The sequence below is a fragment of the Paraclostridium sp. MRS3W1 genome (assembly GCF_032465715.1).
Classification (GTDB): Bacteria; Bacillota; Clostridia; order Peptostreptococcales; family Peptostreptococcaceae; genus Paraclostridium; species Paraclostridium dentum.
Window position 1 is genome coordinate 20,616 of sequence record NZ_JAWDJM010000172.1, and the last position, 18,209, is coordinate 38,824.

The 18,209-nt window shown below is 27.4% G+C and carries 13 protein-coding genes; 4 read left to right on the top strand and 9 right to left on the bottom strand.

Features of this window, described 5'->3' with window-relative positions; genetic code table 11:
* Window positions 1–18: 18 nt before the first annotated feature.
* Window positions 19–246 (top strand): acyl carrier protein, encoded by a 228-nt coding sequence (gene acpP / locus RWY47_RS14650; RefSeq protein WP_021432008.1) that lies wholly within the window; start codon window positions 19–21, stop codon window positions 244–246.
* Window positions 247–279: 33 nt separating this feature from the next.
* On the opposite strand, the gene RWY47_RS14655 is transcribed toward acpP, so the two are convergent.
* Window positions 280–1,284: a nucleoid-associated protein gene (locus RWY47_RS14655; protein ID WP_021428623.1), complete on the bottom strand. Its 1,005-nt coding sequence runs from the start codon at window positions 1,282–1,284 to the stop codon at window positions 280–282.
* A gap of 10 nt (window positions 1,285–1,294) precedes the next feature.
* Window positions 1,295–2,197, bottom strand: a complete 903-nt coding sequence (locus tag RWY47_RS14660; RefSeq protein WP_021428639.1) for an RluA family pseudouridine synthase — start codon at window positions 2,195–2,197, stop codon at window positions 1,295–1,297.
* Between the two features lie 151 nt (window positions 2,198–2,348).
* Between RWY47_RS14660 and RWY47_RS14665 the strand changes: the two genes are divergently transcribed.
* Both RWY47_RS14665 and yfcE read left to right on the top strand, forming a co-directional pair.
* The gene (locus RWY47_RS14665; protein ID WP_021428657.1) at window positions 2,349–3,149 is read left to right on the top strand and encodes an NAD(+)/NADH kinase; all 801 of its coding nucleotides are present in this window, start codon (window positions 2,349–2,351) and stop codon (window positions 3,147–3,149) included.
* 19 nt (window positions 3,150–3,168) lie between these two features.
* Window positions 3,169–3,726 carry a phosphodiesterase gene (yfcE, locus tag RWY47_RS14670; protein WP_021428624.1) on the top strand — a complete coding sequence of 186 codons (558 nt, stop codon included), beginning with the start codon at window positions 3,169–3,171 and terminating at the stop codon, window positions 3,724–3,726.
* A 54-nt stretch (window positions 3,727–3,780) separates the two neighbouring features.
* Here the strand turns inward: yfcE and pepT are convergent, their stop codons facing one another.
* Complete coding sequence (gene pepT / locus RWY47_RS14675; protein WP_316030357.1) at window positions 3,781–5,007, bottom strand: peptidase T; 1,227 nt, start codon at window positions 5,005–5,007, stop codon at window positions 3,781–3,783.
* 178 nt (window positions 5,008–5,185) lie between these two features.
* Window positions 5,186–6,403 carry an HlyC/CorC family transporter gene (locus RWY47_RS14680; RefSeq protein WP_035779754.1) on the bottom strand — a complete coding sequence of 406 codons (1,218 nt, stop codon included), beginning with the start codon at window positions 6,401–6,403 and terminating at the stop codon, window positions 5,186–5,188.
* Between the two features lie 273 nt (window positions 6,404–6,676).
* On the opposite strand from RWY47_RS14680, the gene RWY47_RS14685 reads away from it, so the two are divergent.
* Window positions 6,677–7,351: an NAD(P)/FAD-dependent oxidoreductase gene (locus RWY47_RS14685; RefSeq protein WP_226883358.1), complete on the top strand. Its 675-nt coding sequence runs from the start codon at window positions 6,677–6,679 to the stop codon at window positions 7,349–7,351.
* A 517-nt stretch (window positions 7,352–7,868) separates the two neighbouring features.
* Here the strand turns inward: RWY47_RS14685 and addA are convergent.
* The 5 genes from addA to RWY47_RS14710 all read right to left on the bottom strand — a co-directional run.
* Window positions 7,869–11,624: a helicase-exonuclease AddAB subunit AddA gene (addA, locus tag RWY47_RS14690; protein ID WP_224171159.1), complete on the bottom strand. Its 3,756-nt coding sequence runs from the start codon at window positions 11,622–11,624 to the stop codon at window positions 7,869–7,871.
* Complete coding sequence (gene addB / locus RWY47_RS14695) at window positions 11,624–15,070, bottom strand: helicase-exonuclease AddAB subunit AddB (protein WP_316030358.1); 3,447 nt, start codon at window positions 15,068–15,070, stop codon at window positions 11,624–11,626. Before addB ends, addA begins: the two co-directional genes overlap by 1 nt.
* Window positions 15,060–15,821, bottom strand: a complete 762-nt coding sequence (locus tag RWY47_RS14700; protein WP_021428653.1) for a PD-(D/E)XK nuclease family protein — start codon at window positions 15,819–15,821, stop codon at window positions 15,060–15,062. The genes addB and RWY47_RS14700 overlap by 11 nt, the downstream gene beginning before the upstream one ends.
* Complete coding sequence (locus RWY47_RS14705) at window positions 15,814–18,024, bottom strand: ATP-dependent helicase (protein ID WP_150842131.1); 2,211 nt, start codon at window positions 18,022–18,024, stop codon at window positions 15,814–15,816. Before RWY47_RS14705 ends, RWY47_RS14700 begins: the two co-directional genes overlap by 8 nt.
* Window positions 18,008–18,209 (bottom strand): hypothetical protein (locus RWY47_RS14710; protein ID WP_316030359.1); only part of this gene is annotated, 202 nt, incomplete at its 5' end. The genes RWY47_RS14705 and RWY47_RS14710, both read right to left, overlap by 17 nt.

Consider the following 18,209-nt stretch of genomic DNA (forward strand, 5'->3'; position numbering starts at 1 on the left):
TTTATTAGGAGGTTTATTATGTTTGAAAGAGTTAGGGAAATAATCGCTGATCAACTAGGTATTGATAATCTAGATAGTATCACTTTAAATACATCTTTAACTGAAGATTTGGAGGCTGATTCTTTAGATGCTGTTGAAGTTATAATGGCTTTAGAAGATGAATTTGGAATAGAAATTCCTGATGAAGCTGCTGAAAAATTTACTTGTATAGGTGATATTTGCTCTTTTATAGAAGAGCATAAATAAAAAAAGCCGAGTTTTTAAACTCGGTTTTTTTATTTATTTTTCCTCATAAAACTTAACATTTTTTATAGTTATATCAATACTTCCATCTGGATTTTGTTTTACACTATACTTCATCGGATCTTCAAAATTACTAAGTTCTCCTCTTACATCAAATCCAGTATCAGTCTTTATACTTCTTTTCTTTAATTTTTTTTCTACCCATTGCTTATCAATACTAAAAGATTTTTCTAAACCTTTATCTTCCATATGCTCTTTGAAGCTTTCTTTTAAGTCTGTATTATCAATTGTTTTTTCTACAAAATCATTTAAATCTATTTCTTCTTTTTCTTTTAAAGTATAGTTTAATACACTTCTTACGTCTTCTGCTTGCTTTATATCATTAGCTAGTGCATTAGTTATCCATGTTTCTGCACTATTTTTAAATACCTTAGTTTTGTGTTTATCATCAACAATTTTCTCAGCATTTAAAAATTCACTTATAAATTTAGATTCTAATTCTTCCTTTTCTGCATCCTTATCTAAAAGTCTTAAGTGATACTCATCATTCATTCCAGTTAAACCTACTATTGCACATTGCTTTTGTCTTTGTGTCTCTGGTATTCCTATTTCATTTGGAACCATTTGTATATTGAATTTATCATCTACAAACTCTATAGAATGAGTATATAATCTTTTGTAATCTAATTTTAATATACCTACATACTTTTCATCTTTCACAGTATATAAGCATATAGCTAAATCACATGACTCTAACTCTGCATTTATTTTCATTGTATCAAATAAATATGCAGCTATCTCTTTTGAATTTTCTAAAAATGTATTTTCATCATAGATTATTTGCTCACAACAATTTTTAACTATGTTATTTTCGTAATCTTTAAATATACCTTTTCTTAAATCATCATCTTTACTAACCCTTTTGATTATTTTTTGGAAAAATTTATCAACTTCTTGACTTATTTTCCCCTCAAAATCATTTAATATAGGAACTTCACTATTTTTATCTAGTACATGTACTATAAACTTATGTATTATCATAATTTCACCTCTATCTTAATTTTTCTATTAAATCTTTCATATCTTGTGGAATTTCCGCTTTGAATTTTAAACTTTCTTTTGTTCTTGGCTGATTAAACTCTAGACTATAAGCATGTAAAGCTTGTCTATTTATTAATTCTTCATCTACATATCCATATAGTTCATCTCCAATTATACCATGACCAATATGGCTCATATGAACTCTTATTTGATGAGTTCTACCCGTTTCTAGTTTAATTTCTAGTACAGTGGCATCATTTAATCTTTCTAAAACTTTGTAATGAGTAACTGATTCTTGACCTCTATCATCAATGACTCTTTTTATACTATCTTCACCAGGTCTATATATAGGCTCATTTATAGTCCCAAAATCATCTTTTACAATTCCCTTTACAATGGTTATATATTTTTTTATTACCTTATCATCACTCATATCTTTAGATAGAGTATAATGAGCATATGCATTTTTAGCTACTATTACTAATCCTGATGTATTCATATCTAATCGGTTTACAAATCTTATTTTAACTTTTTCATTTCGTTTAATTATATAATCTGTAATTCCATTTGCAATTGTATTTATATTGTGACTCTTTGTTGGATGTACAACTATAAACGGAGGCTTATTTACCATTATTAAGTCAAAATCATCATAAATCACTTCCAAATTTAAGTCTTGAGGCATAAAATTTGCCATATCTTCTTCTATTTTAACCTCTATTAGGTCACCTTTTTCTATAGTAGTACTTGGCTTTTTAAACGTACCATTTACTAAAACGCTTTGGTTTCTTTTCATTTTTGATAAAGATCTTACTGAGAAATTCAACTTATCTAATAATATTTCTTTTAAAGTTGCATTTTCCTCACTTGTGTAAGATATAACATCATATCTTTGTTCTTCTTTTTTGAACAAATTTACACCTACTTTCAATTATAATAACATTATCTATTTTATACTATTTTTGCAGAATAGATAAGACTTTTTATTTATCCATTACATATTTTACTAAGTTATCAATTAATTTTTAAATTATGTTATAATACAAATGTAAAGAGGTGGGGATATGAAAAGAACGATAATAATAAACTCAAATTCATTAGATCTATCTATTAAAACAAGAGATGTACTAACTGAAAAACTAATTTGTGCTGGCTTTAACGTAAGCTATACTTTTGATGGTGCGGCTGAGCTTATAATATCAATTGGCGGTGATGGTTCTTTTTTAAAAACTGTTCATGACTTCGATTTTCCTGAAATACCTATTTTAGGTATAAATACTGGTCATCTAGGTTTTTTTACCGATGTATATCCTAATTTTATTGATAAATTTATTGATGATTATAAAAAAGGTAACTTTATACTACAAGATATACCTCTTGTACAAGCAACTATATGTACAAAAGGAAGCTGTATAGATATGTTTGCGGTCAATGATGTTGTCATAAAAGGAGATAAATCTAGAACTATACATCTTAACTTAAATGTCAATAATAAAGATATTCAAAACTTTAGTGGAGATGGGCTATTAATTTCTACACCAACTGGTTCAACAGCTTATAACTATGCTGCTGGCGGTAGTATAGTTGATCCTAGCTTAAAACTTATGCAGTTAACTCCTCTACACCCTATAAATACTAATGCATATAGGTGCTTTACTTCTAGTATTATATTTCCTCATGATGCATTAATTGGCATTTTGCCAGAGTATAGATTTGAAGATTCTTTATTAATAGTCGTTGATGGAGTTGAGCATAGATTCGAAAGAATAACAAGCATATCAATTACTACATCAGACGTATTTGTTAAATTAGTTAGACTCGATAACTATGAATTTTGGAGCAGAGTCTCTGAAAAATTTTTATAATATTTAGGAGGTTAATTTTATGAAAATAGGTGTAATGAGCGATACACATGGTAGCTTACTTTATTTTGAGAAAGCTTTAGATACTTTATCTGAATGTGATATTATACTTCATGCTGGAGATGTTTTATACCATGGTCCTAGAAATGATTTACCTGATGGATACAACCCTAAAGGTGTTATATCTAAAATAAATGAATTAGATAATATACTTATAGCTCGCGGAAATTGTGATGCAGATGTAGACCAAATGGTTATAAAGCATCCTATACAAGGACCTTATGTTTTAAGTCAATTTGGAGAAGCTAGAATATTAATAAATCATGGATATGTAGATTCTAAAGAAGAAACTATAAAAAAGGCAAAATCTATGGGTGCTGATATTTTAATACTTGGCCATACTCATGTAAAAGAGCTTTTTATTGATGAAAATCTTATAGTTATAAATCCTGGAAGTACTTCTATTCCAAAAGATGGTTCTCATTCAGTTGCAATTATAGATATGCTAGAAAGTTCTCATGAATTAGATTTAGATATAAATCTAATTGATATAAACTCAAATGAAATTATAAATTTATAATAAATAAAAAATGAACTCCATACTAGTATAGAGTTCATTTTTATTCATTGTTTATTATTTTACTTCAGTGTATTTTTCAGCTATCTTAACTATTAAGTTAGCTCCTTTTTCCATAGCTTGAACTGATATACATTCATTTTTACTGTGGAAGTTTAATCCTCCAGTAAATATGTTTGGACAAGGTAATCCCATGAATGATAATCTAGCTCCATCAGTTCCACCTCTTATAGGTACTATTAAAGGTGCTATTTCAGTTTCTTTCATAGCTTCTTCAACTATATCTACTACAAATTTAACTGGTTCTACTTTTTCTTTCATATTGTAGTATTGGTCATTTAAATCTAATTTTACTCTTCCTTCATACTTCTCGTTTATTTTCTCTATTGCAGATGTCATGAATGCTTTTCTTTCTTCAAACTTAGCTTTATCATGATCTCTTATTATATATATCATAGTAGCACTTTCAACATTACCATTTATATCATTTAAATGATAGAAACCTTCATATCCTTCAGTAGTTTCTGGTCTTTCGCTAGCAGGGAACATATCAGATATTTCTGCTGCTATATGTAATGCATTAACTAATTTATTTTTTGCACTACCTGGATGTACGTTTCTACCTTGTATAGTTATAGTAGCTGCAGCTGCATTGAAGTTTTCATATTGAAGCTCTCCAAGTATCCCACCATCTATAGTGTATGCATATTTTGCTCCAAATTTTTCAACGTCAAATAAATCTGCTCCTCTACCTACTTCTTCATCTGGAGTAAATCCTATTTTTATATCCCCGTGTTTTATTTCTGGATTATTTACTAAGTATTCTATTGCAGTTACTATTTCAGCTATACCAGCTTTATCATCTGCTCCTAGTAAAGTAGTACCATCTGTAACTATTATATCTTGTCCAGCTAAAGTTTTCATTTCTGGGTAATCTTTAGTTGATGTAACTACATTTAATTCTTCATTTAAAACTATATCTTTTCCATCATAGTTTTCTATTATTCTAGGCTTTACATCTTTTCCAGTTACGTCTGGAGCTGTATCTAAGTGAGATATAAATCCTATAGTAGGAACTCCTTCTACATTTCCTTTTAATGTAGCCATTACATAGCTATTTTCATCAACATTTGCATCTTCAAGCCCTAATCCTTTTAATTCTTCAACTAAATATTTAGCAAATACTCTTTGCCCTTCGCTTGATGGACAATTTGAGTTTTTTGGATCTGCAGTTGTATCAAATGCCACATATTTTAAAAATCTTTCAAGTACTTTTTCTTTCACTTTAAAGTCCCTCCATATATTCTAATTCGTTTCTTTAATCCACCCTATTGTAATTAAATGAATACGTTTTAATTATAATACTTTCTTTGAAATTTATCAAATAAAGTCTTTGTAATAAATTGTTAAATTTGTGTATAATTTCTTTATTTATAAAAAAATAAGGTGCCAAAATGACACCTTATGTAAATACTCTTATTTTCTTTATTCTATTTTTATCTAGACTCTCTATACAAAGTTTAACACCATCGACTTCGATAACTTCATGTTCCTCTGGAAGTCTTTTTAAATGACCAATTATAAATCCACCAATAGAATCAAATTCTTCCGATTCTAAATTTGTTCCTATAAGTTCGTTTACCTCTGATATTTTTTTACTACCATCTATTATATATTCATCTTCTTTTATCACTTCAATATCCGATTCATCTTCATCGTATTCATCTTCTATTTCACCAACAATTTCTTCGACTAAGTCTTCTATTGTTATAAGTCCTGCAGTACCACCATACTCATCTACAACTATGGCCATTTGACTCTTATCTTTTTTCATTTCTTCAAGTAACTCTGTTATCTTTTTAAACTCATAAGTAAAAAATGCCTCTCTGACATAATTTCTTATATCAAAATTAGCTATTTCATCTTCCTCTAAAAATATAATATCTTTTATATTAACTATTCCAATTATATCGTCTGCTGACTCTTCATATACAGGCATTCTACTAAATTGTTCTTCTTTAAATAAGCTTATTATCTCTTTATATCCATCGTCTGCATCTATACATACCATGTCAAGTCTTTGAACCATAGCTTCCTTAGCCTGCATATCTCCAAATTGAAATACATTATTTATTATTTGTCTTTCTTCTATTTCTAAAACGCCTTCTTCTTGACTCACATTAACCATAGTTCTTAATTCTTCTTCTGTTATGTATGGTTGCCCTGATTTAGACTTAATTCCAAATATTTTAAATATAATATTTGTAATTATGTTAAATATCCATACTACTGGCGTTAAAATTAATATGATTACCTTTATAGGTTTTGAAACTAATATAGCTATTTTTTCTGAGTTATTAGCTGCTATTGTCTTTGGTGTTATTTCTCCAAAAATTAAAACTAATATAGTCATTAAGGCAGTTGCTACTGCAACACCTTGTGTCCCCAGTATACTTATAAATAATGATGTTGATATAGATGTTGCCGCTATATTAACAACATTGTTCCCTACTAATATTGAGCTTAAAAGTTTACCTGAATCTTCAGTTAATTTCCCAACTAATTTAGCTCCCTTTACTCCTTCTTCTTGCATATGTCTAACTCTAATTCTACTAAGGGACATCAACGCTGTCTCTGATGCTGAGAAGAAACCTGATCCTATTAGTAAAATTACTAGCATCACTATTTGAATAATAGTATTACCACCGGTCGAATCCAATCTTTACCACACTCCTAAATTTATACTTTTTATTTATTACAATAATTATATCATAGTATTTTAAAATTTGGAAATTTCACCTGGAAAAACTTGCATAAAGGATAAGCTTATTTATTAATAAAAATAATAACCTTCACTTATATATATTGTTCATTAAATTAAAAAATATCATATATCTTATATTTTTTTTATATATCCATATAATATTTTTAAATACATATTTAGGAGGTAATTATGAAAGATTTATTAGATAAAGGTGCAGTCCTTCAAAGAGATAAAAAAACTTATGCAATTGCTCCTCATGTTCCTGCTGGTTTGATAACTTCTGACCAACTTAGAAAGCTTGCTGATGTTGCCGATAAGTATAATGCTAAAGCTATAAAAATAACAGCTGCTCAACGTATAGCACTAGTTGGACTTGAAGAAAATGACATTGATTCTGCATGGCAAGATCTAGGCATGAAACCTGGAGCTGCTATAGGCTTATGTGTACGAAGTATTAAAACATGTCCTGGAACATCTTTTTGTAAAAGAGGTTTTAAAGATTCAGTAAGTATAGGTTTAAAATTAGATGATAGATATCATGGAATGAATTTGCCAAATAAGTTAAAAATAGGCGTTAGTGGATGTCCTAATAGTTGTGCCGATAATCATACTAGAGATATTGGATTAATGGGTACTCCAAAAGGCTGGACTATTTTCGTAGGTGGCAAAGGTGGTACAATTCCTAGACTAGGAGATAGACTTGTCATGGGTATCCCTGATGAAAAAGTTTTAGATTTAGTAGATGATATAGTTAACTTGTATTCAGACAATGCAAATAACAAAGAACGTTTAGGATCATATATAGATAGAGTTGGATTTGAAGAATTTGCTGCAAACTTTGATTTAGCTAAATATAAAAACTAAATAATAAGAAATTTATTAATTTATGTTGAAAATAGTAACAAATATTCTTTTTATGAATATATTAAAATTAAGAAAGGAAGTTAATATCCTTTCTTAATAAAAAAAACTTAATAACTATGAATAATAATCAAATGGTTGTTAATAATTAAAATATGATCGGAAAATAAATAATTTTTATCCCCCCATTATCACCTATACCCCCCTTGTATAGGTGATTTTTTTACGCTTATTAAAATTATGATTACTAAAAATCTATGGATAACTTATGAAACTTAGTTATATCAATCTTATATTTTTTGAGCGTAAAAAAGATTTTTGAGCAACGTACGAAGTCGTTTGAGTAACGGGACACGAGTTTACCGAGTGGACGTTGACGACATGAGCGAAGCGAATTTTTTATTTTTCCGTATATAAATCTTAAATTTGTAAATAATTATAGTATACGAAAAGTATAATTTTATATCTCTCCCCTAATAAAAAAGTGCGATGGTTTTATAAAACCATCGCACTTTTTTTATTAATCAAACTTATATAAAACTTCTTCCTCAGTTCCAAATAAGTATATATATGCTTCTTTAACTTTCTTGCCTGTTAATGTACTCAACGCCCTACTGTATATTTCAAGCTGTTTAGTATATTTTTCTGTAATAGTATCTTTATTTTCTTCATTTACAAAGTCAGTTTTATAATCTACTATAACAAGTTCATCATTTTCTTCAAAGTAAGCATCTATTATCCCTCTTACCATAAGTTTATCTTCATTTTCTATAATTTCTACTCTATCATCATTTTTGAATATATCACTCATGTTTATTTGTAAATAGAAAGCTTGTTCTCTTTTTAAATAATAAGAACTTAACATTCTTTTTCCTAAATTAGATTTAAAAAACTTTAATACTTTATATGGATTTATAGTATCTGCCTGAGTTTGTGTTAATACTTTCTTTTTTACAGCTAAATTAATTTCTTCATTAATTTCATTTAAATTGCTCACTTTAGTTAAATCAACAATTTGCATGAATAAGTGCATTATAGTACCTTTTTGAGCTCCAGTTAATTTATTTTTACTTACATCTTCTTGTATAAATAACGGAGTTTTTATTTCAGTTTGCTTTTCAATTAATTCTTGAGCACTATAATCAATCTCTGCTTTATTTTCTAATCGTTTTATTTCGGTAACAGATATAGTTCCTGCCCTATTAACAGATTCCATGAATGGATATTTATAATCTAGCTTATATTTAATATCTTCATAAAATTCACTTTCATTTTCGCTCATATCTAAATTAGATAAAATTGTATCTATGCTTTCCTCTTCATCATTAGAAGTCTTTTCTATTAATATATCCGATCTTTCCCATATTCTAGTTTCCCAATTTGATTCATGATTATTTAAGTAATTAGCGTCTAATTCAATTATACTGCGCAGTTCATCTAAATCTTTATGCTTTATAACTGCAGGCATTATCCAATCTAAAAAGTTCTTCCCTTTTAAAATTTGATATTCTGAAACAGGTCCCTCATTATCTAGATCTTCAGACCATTTTTTTATGCTGCTCTCTATATCTCTTACCGAACCTGTTATGATTAACTTCTCTTTAGGTCGTGTAAATGCAACATATAAAACTCTCATTTCTTCTGATAAGTTTTCCATGTTTATAGTTGTTTTTAATGCTTCTTTCGCTATACTAGGATATGATATTCTTCTCTCATAATCTACTAGCTGAGGGCCAAACCCTAACCTATGGTGATATAGAATGTCTTTTCTAAAATCTTGAGTATTGAAATTTTTACCCATTCCTGCACATATAACTATAGGAAACTCTAGCCCTTTGCTCTTATGTATACTCATGATTCTTACTACATTTGCATTTTCTCCTAATGTTTTAGCACTTCCCATATCAGAGTTCGATCTCTTTAATTTCTTTACAAAGTTTATAAAATTGAAAATCCCTTTAAAGCTTGTTGATTCAAATTGCTTAGCTCTTTCAAATAATACCTTTAAATTAGCTTGTCTTTGTGTTCCTGCTGGTAGTGCTCCTACATATGCATAATAACCAGTTTCTATGTATATGTACCATAAAAATTCATCAGTACTCATATAAAGTGATTTATTTTTAAAATTATCTAATCTATCTAAGAAATATTTTATTTTTTCACCTAAATCTCCATCTTTACTACCTGCTATTTGTAAAGCTTCATAAAAACTTTTCTGTCTATCTTCTATTCTTATATCAATTAGCTCTTCTGGTGTAAACCCAAACATAGGTGACTTTAATACTGCAATTAAAGGAATATCTTGCATTGGATTATCAATTATTTGAAGTAATGCTAGTATTGTTTTTATCTCTATAGTATCAAAATATCCAATACCTGTATCTGCATATGTAGGTATATCCATATTCATTAGCTCTTCAACAAATACAGGTGCCCAACTAGATGTTGCTCTCAATAGTATTACTATATCTTTAAATTCTACATTTCTATATCCATCAATTTTTTTATCATAAACTTTTGTTACCTTCCCATCTTCATTGGGTTTCATTAAGTTTTTGATTATATTTCCTAACATTCTAGCTTCTAATTGTATGTTATCTATTTCTTCTTGTTCTTCCTCATTCTCCTCAGATTCATCTGATTCATTTTTAGCTTTAATATTTTTTTGTATTAAATGTATTTGGGCAGGTCCTCCCACTAACACATTTTCTTCTTCACACTCTTTAAAGCTTGCGCCTAAATTTAATCTTTCTTTTTCGCTATATTCGATTTCACCTATATTTTTACTCATTATATTTTCAAAAATATAGTTTGCACAATCTACAACTTCTTTCCTACTTCTAAAGTTCTTATATAGCATTATCTTTCTATTTTTAGTACCTTCTTCTGTATCGTAAGTTGCATATTTTTCTAAAAATATTTCTGGTTTTGCTTGTCTAAATCTGTATATACTTTGTTTTACATCTCCAACCATAAATCGATTTGGATTTTCAATACTAGCGATAGTACTTAATAAAACTTCTTGAACCAAGTTACTATCTTGATATTCATCTATAAATATCTCTGAGAATTTTTCTACATATATCTTAGCTACATCTGATGGTATTATATTTCCATCTTCATCTTCATCTGTTAATATAGATAATGCAAAATGCTCTATATCATTAAAATCTATAATTCCTTTTTCTCTTTTCTTTTCTTGATACTTTTCTTCAAACGCTATTATAAGGTTTGAAATAGAAGTTACAACTGGATATAAATACTTTATTTCATGACAAATCTGTTCATTACTTTTATAAAAAGTTGATCCTATTATACTCTCTAATGATTTTTTATTTTTATCTCTTATAGATTTAGCATTTTCTCTTGCTTTTTTTATGTAGTCAGGGGTATCTTTTCCTAATCTCTTAACTCCTTTTGCGAAGTTTTCAAATTGCATATTGCTCATAAAGTAATATGTCTTATCCCAGCCTTCATTGCAAGCACTTAATATATTTAATATTTGAGAATACTCTATATTTAATTTTTCCTTATAAGTTTCTAATTCGTCAATTCCATCTACATATTCAATCGCACTTTTCATACTAGATGCTATTCCATCTATCTCTATTTTTACATTACTTAATATTGATTCTGACCATATTGAATTTGAAAAATCAAAATCATCATTTATATTAAATAATTCAGCTGAATCTTCTAACCATTTTTTAGGGTATGGTGATGCCATCGAGAAGTTATATATAGATAATATTATATCTTGTAAATCTTTATCTCCTCTTTTTTCTGCATAGCTTTCCACTAAATTTAAAAATCCCTTATCTCTTGATTCATAGTATTGTTCAAAAATTTCTTCTATACATTCTTGCTTTAAAAGAGAACATTCTGTTTGATCTCCTATTCTAAAGTTAGGATCTATATTTATTTTATGAAAATTTGATTTTATTACATCTAAACAAAATGAATGTATAGTTGTAATGCTTGCTCTATTTAATAAAACTAATTGATTTTGTAAATGGCTATTTTCAGGATTTTTATCTAATGCCTTAGCTATTGCATCTCCTATACGCTCTCTCATTTCTGAAGCAGCTGCATTTGTAAATGTAACTACTAATAATTTATCTATATCCACTGGCTTTTTAGTGTCTGTTATTATCTGTATAATACGTTCAACTAGTACTGCTGTTTTCCCTGAACCTGCAGCAGCAGCTACTAGAAGATTACAATTTCTGCTATCTATTACAGCTTGTTGTTCGTCTGTCCACTTAGGAGAACTCATTATTCAACCTCTCCTCTCATTTTATTAATTATTTCATCTTGGCTTTTTTTGTTTATAATTCTATAACTATTGTCTTTAAATGTACTATCAAATAAACATATAGTTGCAAAACTACAAAAATCACAAGATGTTGATTCTTTAGTCTTATATGGAGCTATTCCAATATGTCCTTCAAGCATATTTTTGCTTAACTCTTTAATTGTATGTTTTACATATTTTCTAAGTATTGAAAACTCTTCTTCATTTACACCTGATGTGTTTTTTGAAATAGTTCCATCTTTGTTTATAGACGCTGGTATAACTAATGATGTTGCTTTTTCTCCTTCAGGTAATGTATTGTCCATCTTTCTAATTATATTGCTATCCTTTAATACAAGACCTTTCATTTTAAGCTTCTTCAGTATTTCTTCTCTTATACTATCATCTTCTTTATCTTCATTAGATTTAATAATAGGATCATCTATTTTAAAATAAAGTATAGCAGCAGGATTTATATCTCCATCATTATATTTAGCACTTTCTAATATTGCATCTAGATAAACTAATAACTGTAGCTGTAATCCATGATATACATCCGTAAGACTCATATCTTTATTTCCAGATTTGTAATCTACAATTCTTATATATTTTTCTTGCCCATCTTCAAACATATCTACTCTATCTATTTGCCCTATTAAGTTTATCTCTTCTCCATTTTCTAAAACAATTTTAATAGGTGGATATTTACCATTTCCTCCAAACTCTACTTCATAGTCTGCAGGATCAAATGATCCTTTTTTAATTTGATTACTTATAATAGATATAGCTGATACAAGCATATTTCTTAATCTATATGCCAAGTACTTATATCTTGCTGAACTTTGTAATATATATCCCGGTATCTTAGCTATTAAATCATCCACTATTATAGTTACTTTTTCTACTATATATTCATCTGTTATCTCTCTCCAGTCTAAATTATCTTTAGATAACTGTTTTGAAAACTTATCTAATATATTGTGGACAAATGTTCCAAAATCAGGAGGAGTAAATTCAAATTCTTTTCTTTCTTTTGCTTTTAGCCCATATTGTATAAAATAAGCAAATGGACATTGAGCATATTTTTCTAGCCTAGAAACACTGAATATTTTATTGTCATATAATGCTCTTATTTTTTCACTTTCTATCTGCTTAACTTGATTTGTGTAATTTAAACCTTCTATTATATTTTTTGCTCTAATGTAATAGTCATCATTTTGTATGAAGTATTTGTATGCATCTAACCACACAGAATCTATATATTTTTCTTCTTCAAATTCTTTTATAGCTTTTATAAGTTCATTAAATACAGGTGCTTTAGTAGTTATATTTTCTACTATTTCTTCACTTGAACAATATTTTACATCACTTAAATAGCTTGCATTTTTTATATTTGGAAATATCTTTTTAAGTCTAGACACTATTATCGATGGTCTTAATGTTTTTCCTTCATGATCAGCAATTGGGTATGTAACTGTTAATGAACATTTAGTTGAGGTTAAAGCTCTATAAACTAAAAATTGTTCTTCAAATGTTTTAGTTTTACTGTCAATATCAACCTCTACTCCATTATCTCCTAAATTTTTTCTATCACTGTCATTTAATATTCCATCATCTTTTGATATTAGTGGAAAAATTCCATCTGTAGTTCCCATTAAATATAAATGCTTTGTATTTGGGTTTTTCATTCTGTCTACACTACTTACTAAAACCTGATCTAGACTTGGGGGTACTGTTGCTAATTCATACTCATCAAAACCAATACTTATTACTTTTATGAATTTATCTAAGTTTATCGTATCCTCACCCATAATCTCTACTATTTGGTCTAGTATATCAACAACAATCTCCCAAACCTGAGCATACTGATTAGCTAAATCTATCTCATTATTTTCTTTAAATTTATCAATCATTATTTGTATAGTGTTAGGTATATTTATATCTAATAAAAATTCATATATATATTTGCATATATCTTTTGCTTTATTTTTTCCTTTTAGTTTTTCTTGTAATTTAATTATAGGTTTTATTATTAAATCTTTAATCTCATTAACTCTATTTATTATATCTATTTCATAGTCATTCTCATCTTCATTTAATTTATGATATACTCTATAATTCCACTTTTCTTCAAACCATCTTTTACCTTTTATTCCATTTGCTAAAACATAATTTTCTATTAAACTAATATCTTCTATACTTATTCCTAAAAGACCACTTTTTAAATATCTAAACATAGTTTCATAGTTATATCTCCTATTTTGCATTTCTAATGCTGCTATTATCAAAACTATAATAGGATTACTTTTAGCTTCTTTTTTACTATCTATAAAATTAGGTATTTCATATTCATTAAATATAGATTGAACTAAAAAATCATATCTATTTAAATCTCTAGTTACTACCGTTATATCTCTATATCTTGCTTTTTTATCTCTAACTAAAAATACTATTTCTTTAGCTATTTGCTCTACTTCTGAGTATAAGTTACTAAACTCTTTTATAGCTATACTTTCTGTCTCCTCTTCATATATTTTATAAGGATATGAATAGTAATTTCTTTCAAGATGTTCTAATTCTTTGTTTCCTTCAAATCTTTTTATTTTGCTTGCATTTAAACTTATTTCAGGCTTAATTCTAACTCCTGATTCTAAGCATAATTTTTTTAATTTCTCTTCTGTAAATTTAGTACGAGAAAAAACATCTGTCTTATTATAAGTCTTAACTAAGTTGTTATCTAATGTCAAAGTTACATTTACTTCTGCAGCTTTATGTAGCAAACTCTTTATTACTCTATATTGATTTGGAGTAAAACCTGTAAATTCATCAATGTAAATTATTGCATTGTCAAAGTAATTACAACTTTCTATCTTATCCGCTAACGATGCTAATAAATCTTGTGAATCTATATAATTTTCATGTAGTATGTTTTCATAATTAGCATATATCTTACTTATATCCTGAAGTTTTAGTTTAAGTGTTTCACTTTGTACTTCTCCAGCTATATTTTCTAAAGATTCATGAGAAATACTATATTGCTTAAGCTCTGATATCATATCAGCTATTGTACCTATAAATCCAGGTTGAGATGCTGCCTTTGAAAATATTTCAAGGTCTTCACTAACCCCTTCTAACGCTTTATAAATCATCATAGATCTACCACTAGCATTTATATTTATATCTGTTAATCCTCCAACCTGAGAAAATACTATGTTACTTAACGTTTTAAAACTAAGTACTCTAGCTCTAAGGTATGGATCTTTTTTTAAATAATTACTTAGTCTTTTTTCACTTTCAAATGTATATTGTTCTGGAACTAGCAGTATTATAGGGGATGTTCCATCATCAAGAACTTGCTTAGAAATTTCTTCTAAACAATATGTTGTTTTCCCACTCCCGCCTCTTCCAAGTATAAATCTAAGGCTCATATATTTCTTCCTCCAATGTGCTATAGTTTACAGCTTCATTATTGCATAATTTATTAAACTCACAAAACTTGCAATGTTTAATATTTTTTATATTTTTTTCTTCATCGTAATTTGTATTTAATATATTTCCTATATAGTTTTCTAATTGTTTTTTATTTATGTTATGTTTTTCATTACTATATTTAATTGTTATAGGCTCATTATAATACTCTGGCTGATAATAACTTAATTTTATATTTTTATAATCTATATCTAAGTTATATATTTTACCAATAGTTTCACTTGCTAAAAATAAATAAACTAAAGTTTGAATTCTATTTTCTACATCTTTATATTCTATCTTTCTATTTTCTGTTTTCCAATCCCAGATACTTATACTATCCTTATCTACTACAACTAAATCAAATTTAGCCTGTATTTTAAAATTATTCAAACTATATCTAACCTCATACTCTGGAAGATATAACTTATCATCTTTTATAGGTATTAATCTTTTAATTTTTTCTAACCATATATTGAATTCTTCATTATTTAAAAATTCTATTCCCGTTGGTATATTACTAAAATACCTCTCACATATTAAATGGAAATCTGAACCTAATTTAAGATTTTCATAGTAATCTCTACTTCCTTCATCATCTTGTTTCCAATTTAATTTGTCTACATATTTAAATTTGAATTTTAATGGGCAACTTCTATAAGTATTTATAGAGTTTTGACTAAACAAGAAATTCTCTAATTTTTTATTCAACAATATCACCTCTCTTAACTTTTATAAATCTACCTAAGCTATTAAAATAAAAAGATGGTTTTTGTTGTTGCTTTTTATTTGTTGTATTATCTTTATAACTATGTCCTGATAACATCAACATTTCTTTTGCCCTTGTTATCCCCACATATAATAATCTTATTTTTTCATTTATTATATCTATTTTATGCTTGTACATAAAATCCTTAGGGGCATCACCAGTTACTATTGACTCAACCTCAGATTTTGCTATAGCTACTGGATTTTTATATTTATCTTTTAAATACCATAATTCTCCCTGGAATTTTTGTTTTATATCTGCTGGAAATTTAAATTCTGTTAAATCAAGTAAAAATACAACATCCCATTCCATACCCTTTGACTTATGGTATGTACAAACAGTAATTCCTCCTGGCTTAGGTTCATATCCATTTATTTCATATATTATTTCGCTTATGTAATTAAATACTCTATTTCTATCATCTAAAAGTATTTTTGATATATCGTATAAGCTTGTATTTGGATTATCAAGTATTAAGTATCTAACATAAAATGCTATATACTCTACCATAGCCTTTTCTTCATCTGATATTTCTATATTTTCACCAATTATCAATATTAGTTCATCTACTTTTATAGATTCATACTCTATTATATTTTTTACACATTCTATCCCTTTTTTAAAGGTTAAATATATTTCATCTCTATTATCTATAACAATATCTTCTATAACTGTTTCTGTGTCATATATTATATCTTCACTTTCATATTTTTTTAATTTACATAAAAACTCATCTTTACCTATTTTATTATCAGAATTTATATACACTTTTTCTAAAACATTAATTAATTTTTCTGTACTGTCACACTGAGATAAAAAATCAATTATATAACCTATGTTATTTATTATCTTCCTTTTATGTGATGAGTTTGGTCCTAGTTCATCAAACTCTAAGTTATGAGTTTCCAAAACTTGAGCTACTTCCCTTACTTGATTATTAAATGGAACCAATATACCTATACTTTTATCTGGCGTATTAGCTTTTATATACTCTACAAACTTTACAGTTTGTACTATTTCTTTTTCCCATGTTTCATACCATTTTGCATTCAGTAAATATTTATCAGGTTTAGGATTTTCTTTATATCCCTTACCATCTGGAACTGTTTTTATTTCCATATCTTCTAGCGCACTTTTACACTCTTCTAAATAAAATTCTTTTGTAATTAATTTTACTAGTCTATTTGATAATTCGATAATGTCTTTAGAACTTCTGTTAGACATATCCATTTTGTAACAACTATCAGCTTCTTCCATAAATTGCTTAAAAAACATTGGATCTGATGATGAGAATGTTCCATTTATACTTTGGTTTACATCTCCCACACGAACTAAATTATTATTATCTTCTGATAATAATTTTATTATTTTTCCTTGAAGTTCATTTGAGTCCTGACATTCATCTTCAAATATATATGAATATCGCTTTTGAAACTTAATTTTTAAATCTTCATCACTGCTAAGTGCTTTATATGCTAATATCAAAATATCATCATAATCTAATAATCCATTATTTTTCAACTTTCTTTCATAGTCTTTGTATATAGGTAAAATACATTTTAATATTCCTTTATGTCCATTTAAAATTATATTTTCTAGTTTTTCTGGTGAAATATCCTTGTATTTCAACTCGCTTATAGAGTTTGTAACTAAATCAAAAAAACCTTGGTTCCATGACTCTAAACATCTATTTCTCCATTCTTCATCTCTCTGTTCTTTAACAAAAAAATTAAAAGCTTTTTCTCCTCCGTTATTTTTGAAGTTATTTATACTCTCATTTAATATAATGCTTTTCTTTAAGTCATCAACTATGCTAAATTCATCACTTAACATTACAATTTCGGGCTTTTCTTTTATTATCTTTACTGCCAAACTATGAATAGTCATTACTTCATATGAATTTTTATCATCTATATCCTTTTCATCTAATAATTTTGCTATTCTACCTTTAAAATTATTAACTGCACTATTCATATAAGTAAGTATTAGTATTTTCCCTGGTCTATGCTTGCCTTGACTTATTAATTTTGCAACTAAATTTGTAACTATAAAAGTTTTTCCAGCTCCTGGTACTGCTGGTACCGCCATAGTTCCACCTTCATAATTTATTATAGGCGTTTGATCTTCTCTATAATTTATTTTCATTAAAATCACCTTTATCTATTAACTTTAAAATTAATCCATACAAGCTTCCTTCTTGTATGTATCCATTTACTGTATATTCACTTTTATATGCATATACTTTTTTAGTATTTAAAAGAAGATTATATATTGTATTGTTTAAATAATAATCTTTATAAAATTCTTCAATATCTTCAGTATATATAATC

Coding starts and splice junctions, on each gene's coding strand:
- acpP (WP_021432008.1), top strand. CDS start 19: ATGTTTGAAAGAGTTAGGGAAATAATCGCTGATCAACTAGGTATTGAT.
- RWY47_RS14655 (WP_021428623.1), bottom strand. CDS start 1,284: ATGATAATACATAAGTTTATAGTACATGTACTAGATAAAAATAGTGAA.
- RWY47_RS14665 (WP_021428657.1), top strand. CDS start 2,349: ATGAAAAGAACGATAATAATAAACTCAAATTCATTAGATCTATCTATT.
- yfcE (WP_021428624.1), top strand. CDS start 3,169: ATGAAAATAGGTGTAATGAGCGATACACATGGTAGCTTACTTTATTTT.
- RWY47_RS14680 (WP_035779754.1), bottom strand. CDS start 6,403: ATGCTAGTAATTTTACTAATAGGATCAGGTTTCTTCTCAGCATCAGAG.
- RWY47_RS14685 (WP_226883358.1), top strand. CDS start 6,677: ATGAAAGATTTATTAGATAAAGGTGCAGTCCTTCAAAGAGATAAAAAA.
- addA (WP_224171159.1), bottom strand. CDS start 11,624: ATGAGTTCTCCTAAGTGGACAGACGAACAACAAGCTGTAATAGATAGC.
- addB (WP_316030358.1), bottom strand. CDS start 15,070: ATGAGCCTTAGATTTATACTTGGAAGAGGCGGGAGTGGGAAAACAACA.
- RWY47_RS14705 (WP_150842131.1), bottom strand. CDS start 18,024: ATGAAAATAAATTATAGAGAAGATCAAACGCCTATAATAAATTATGAA.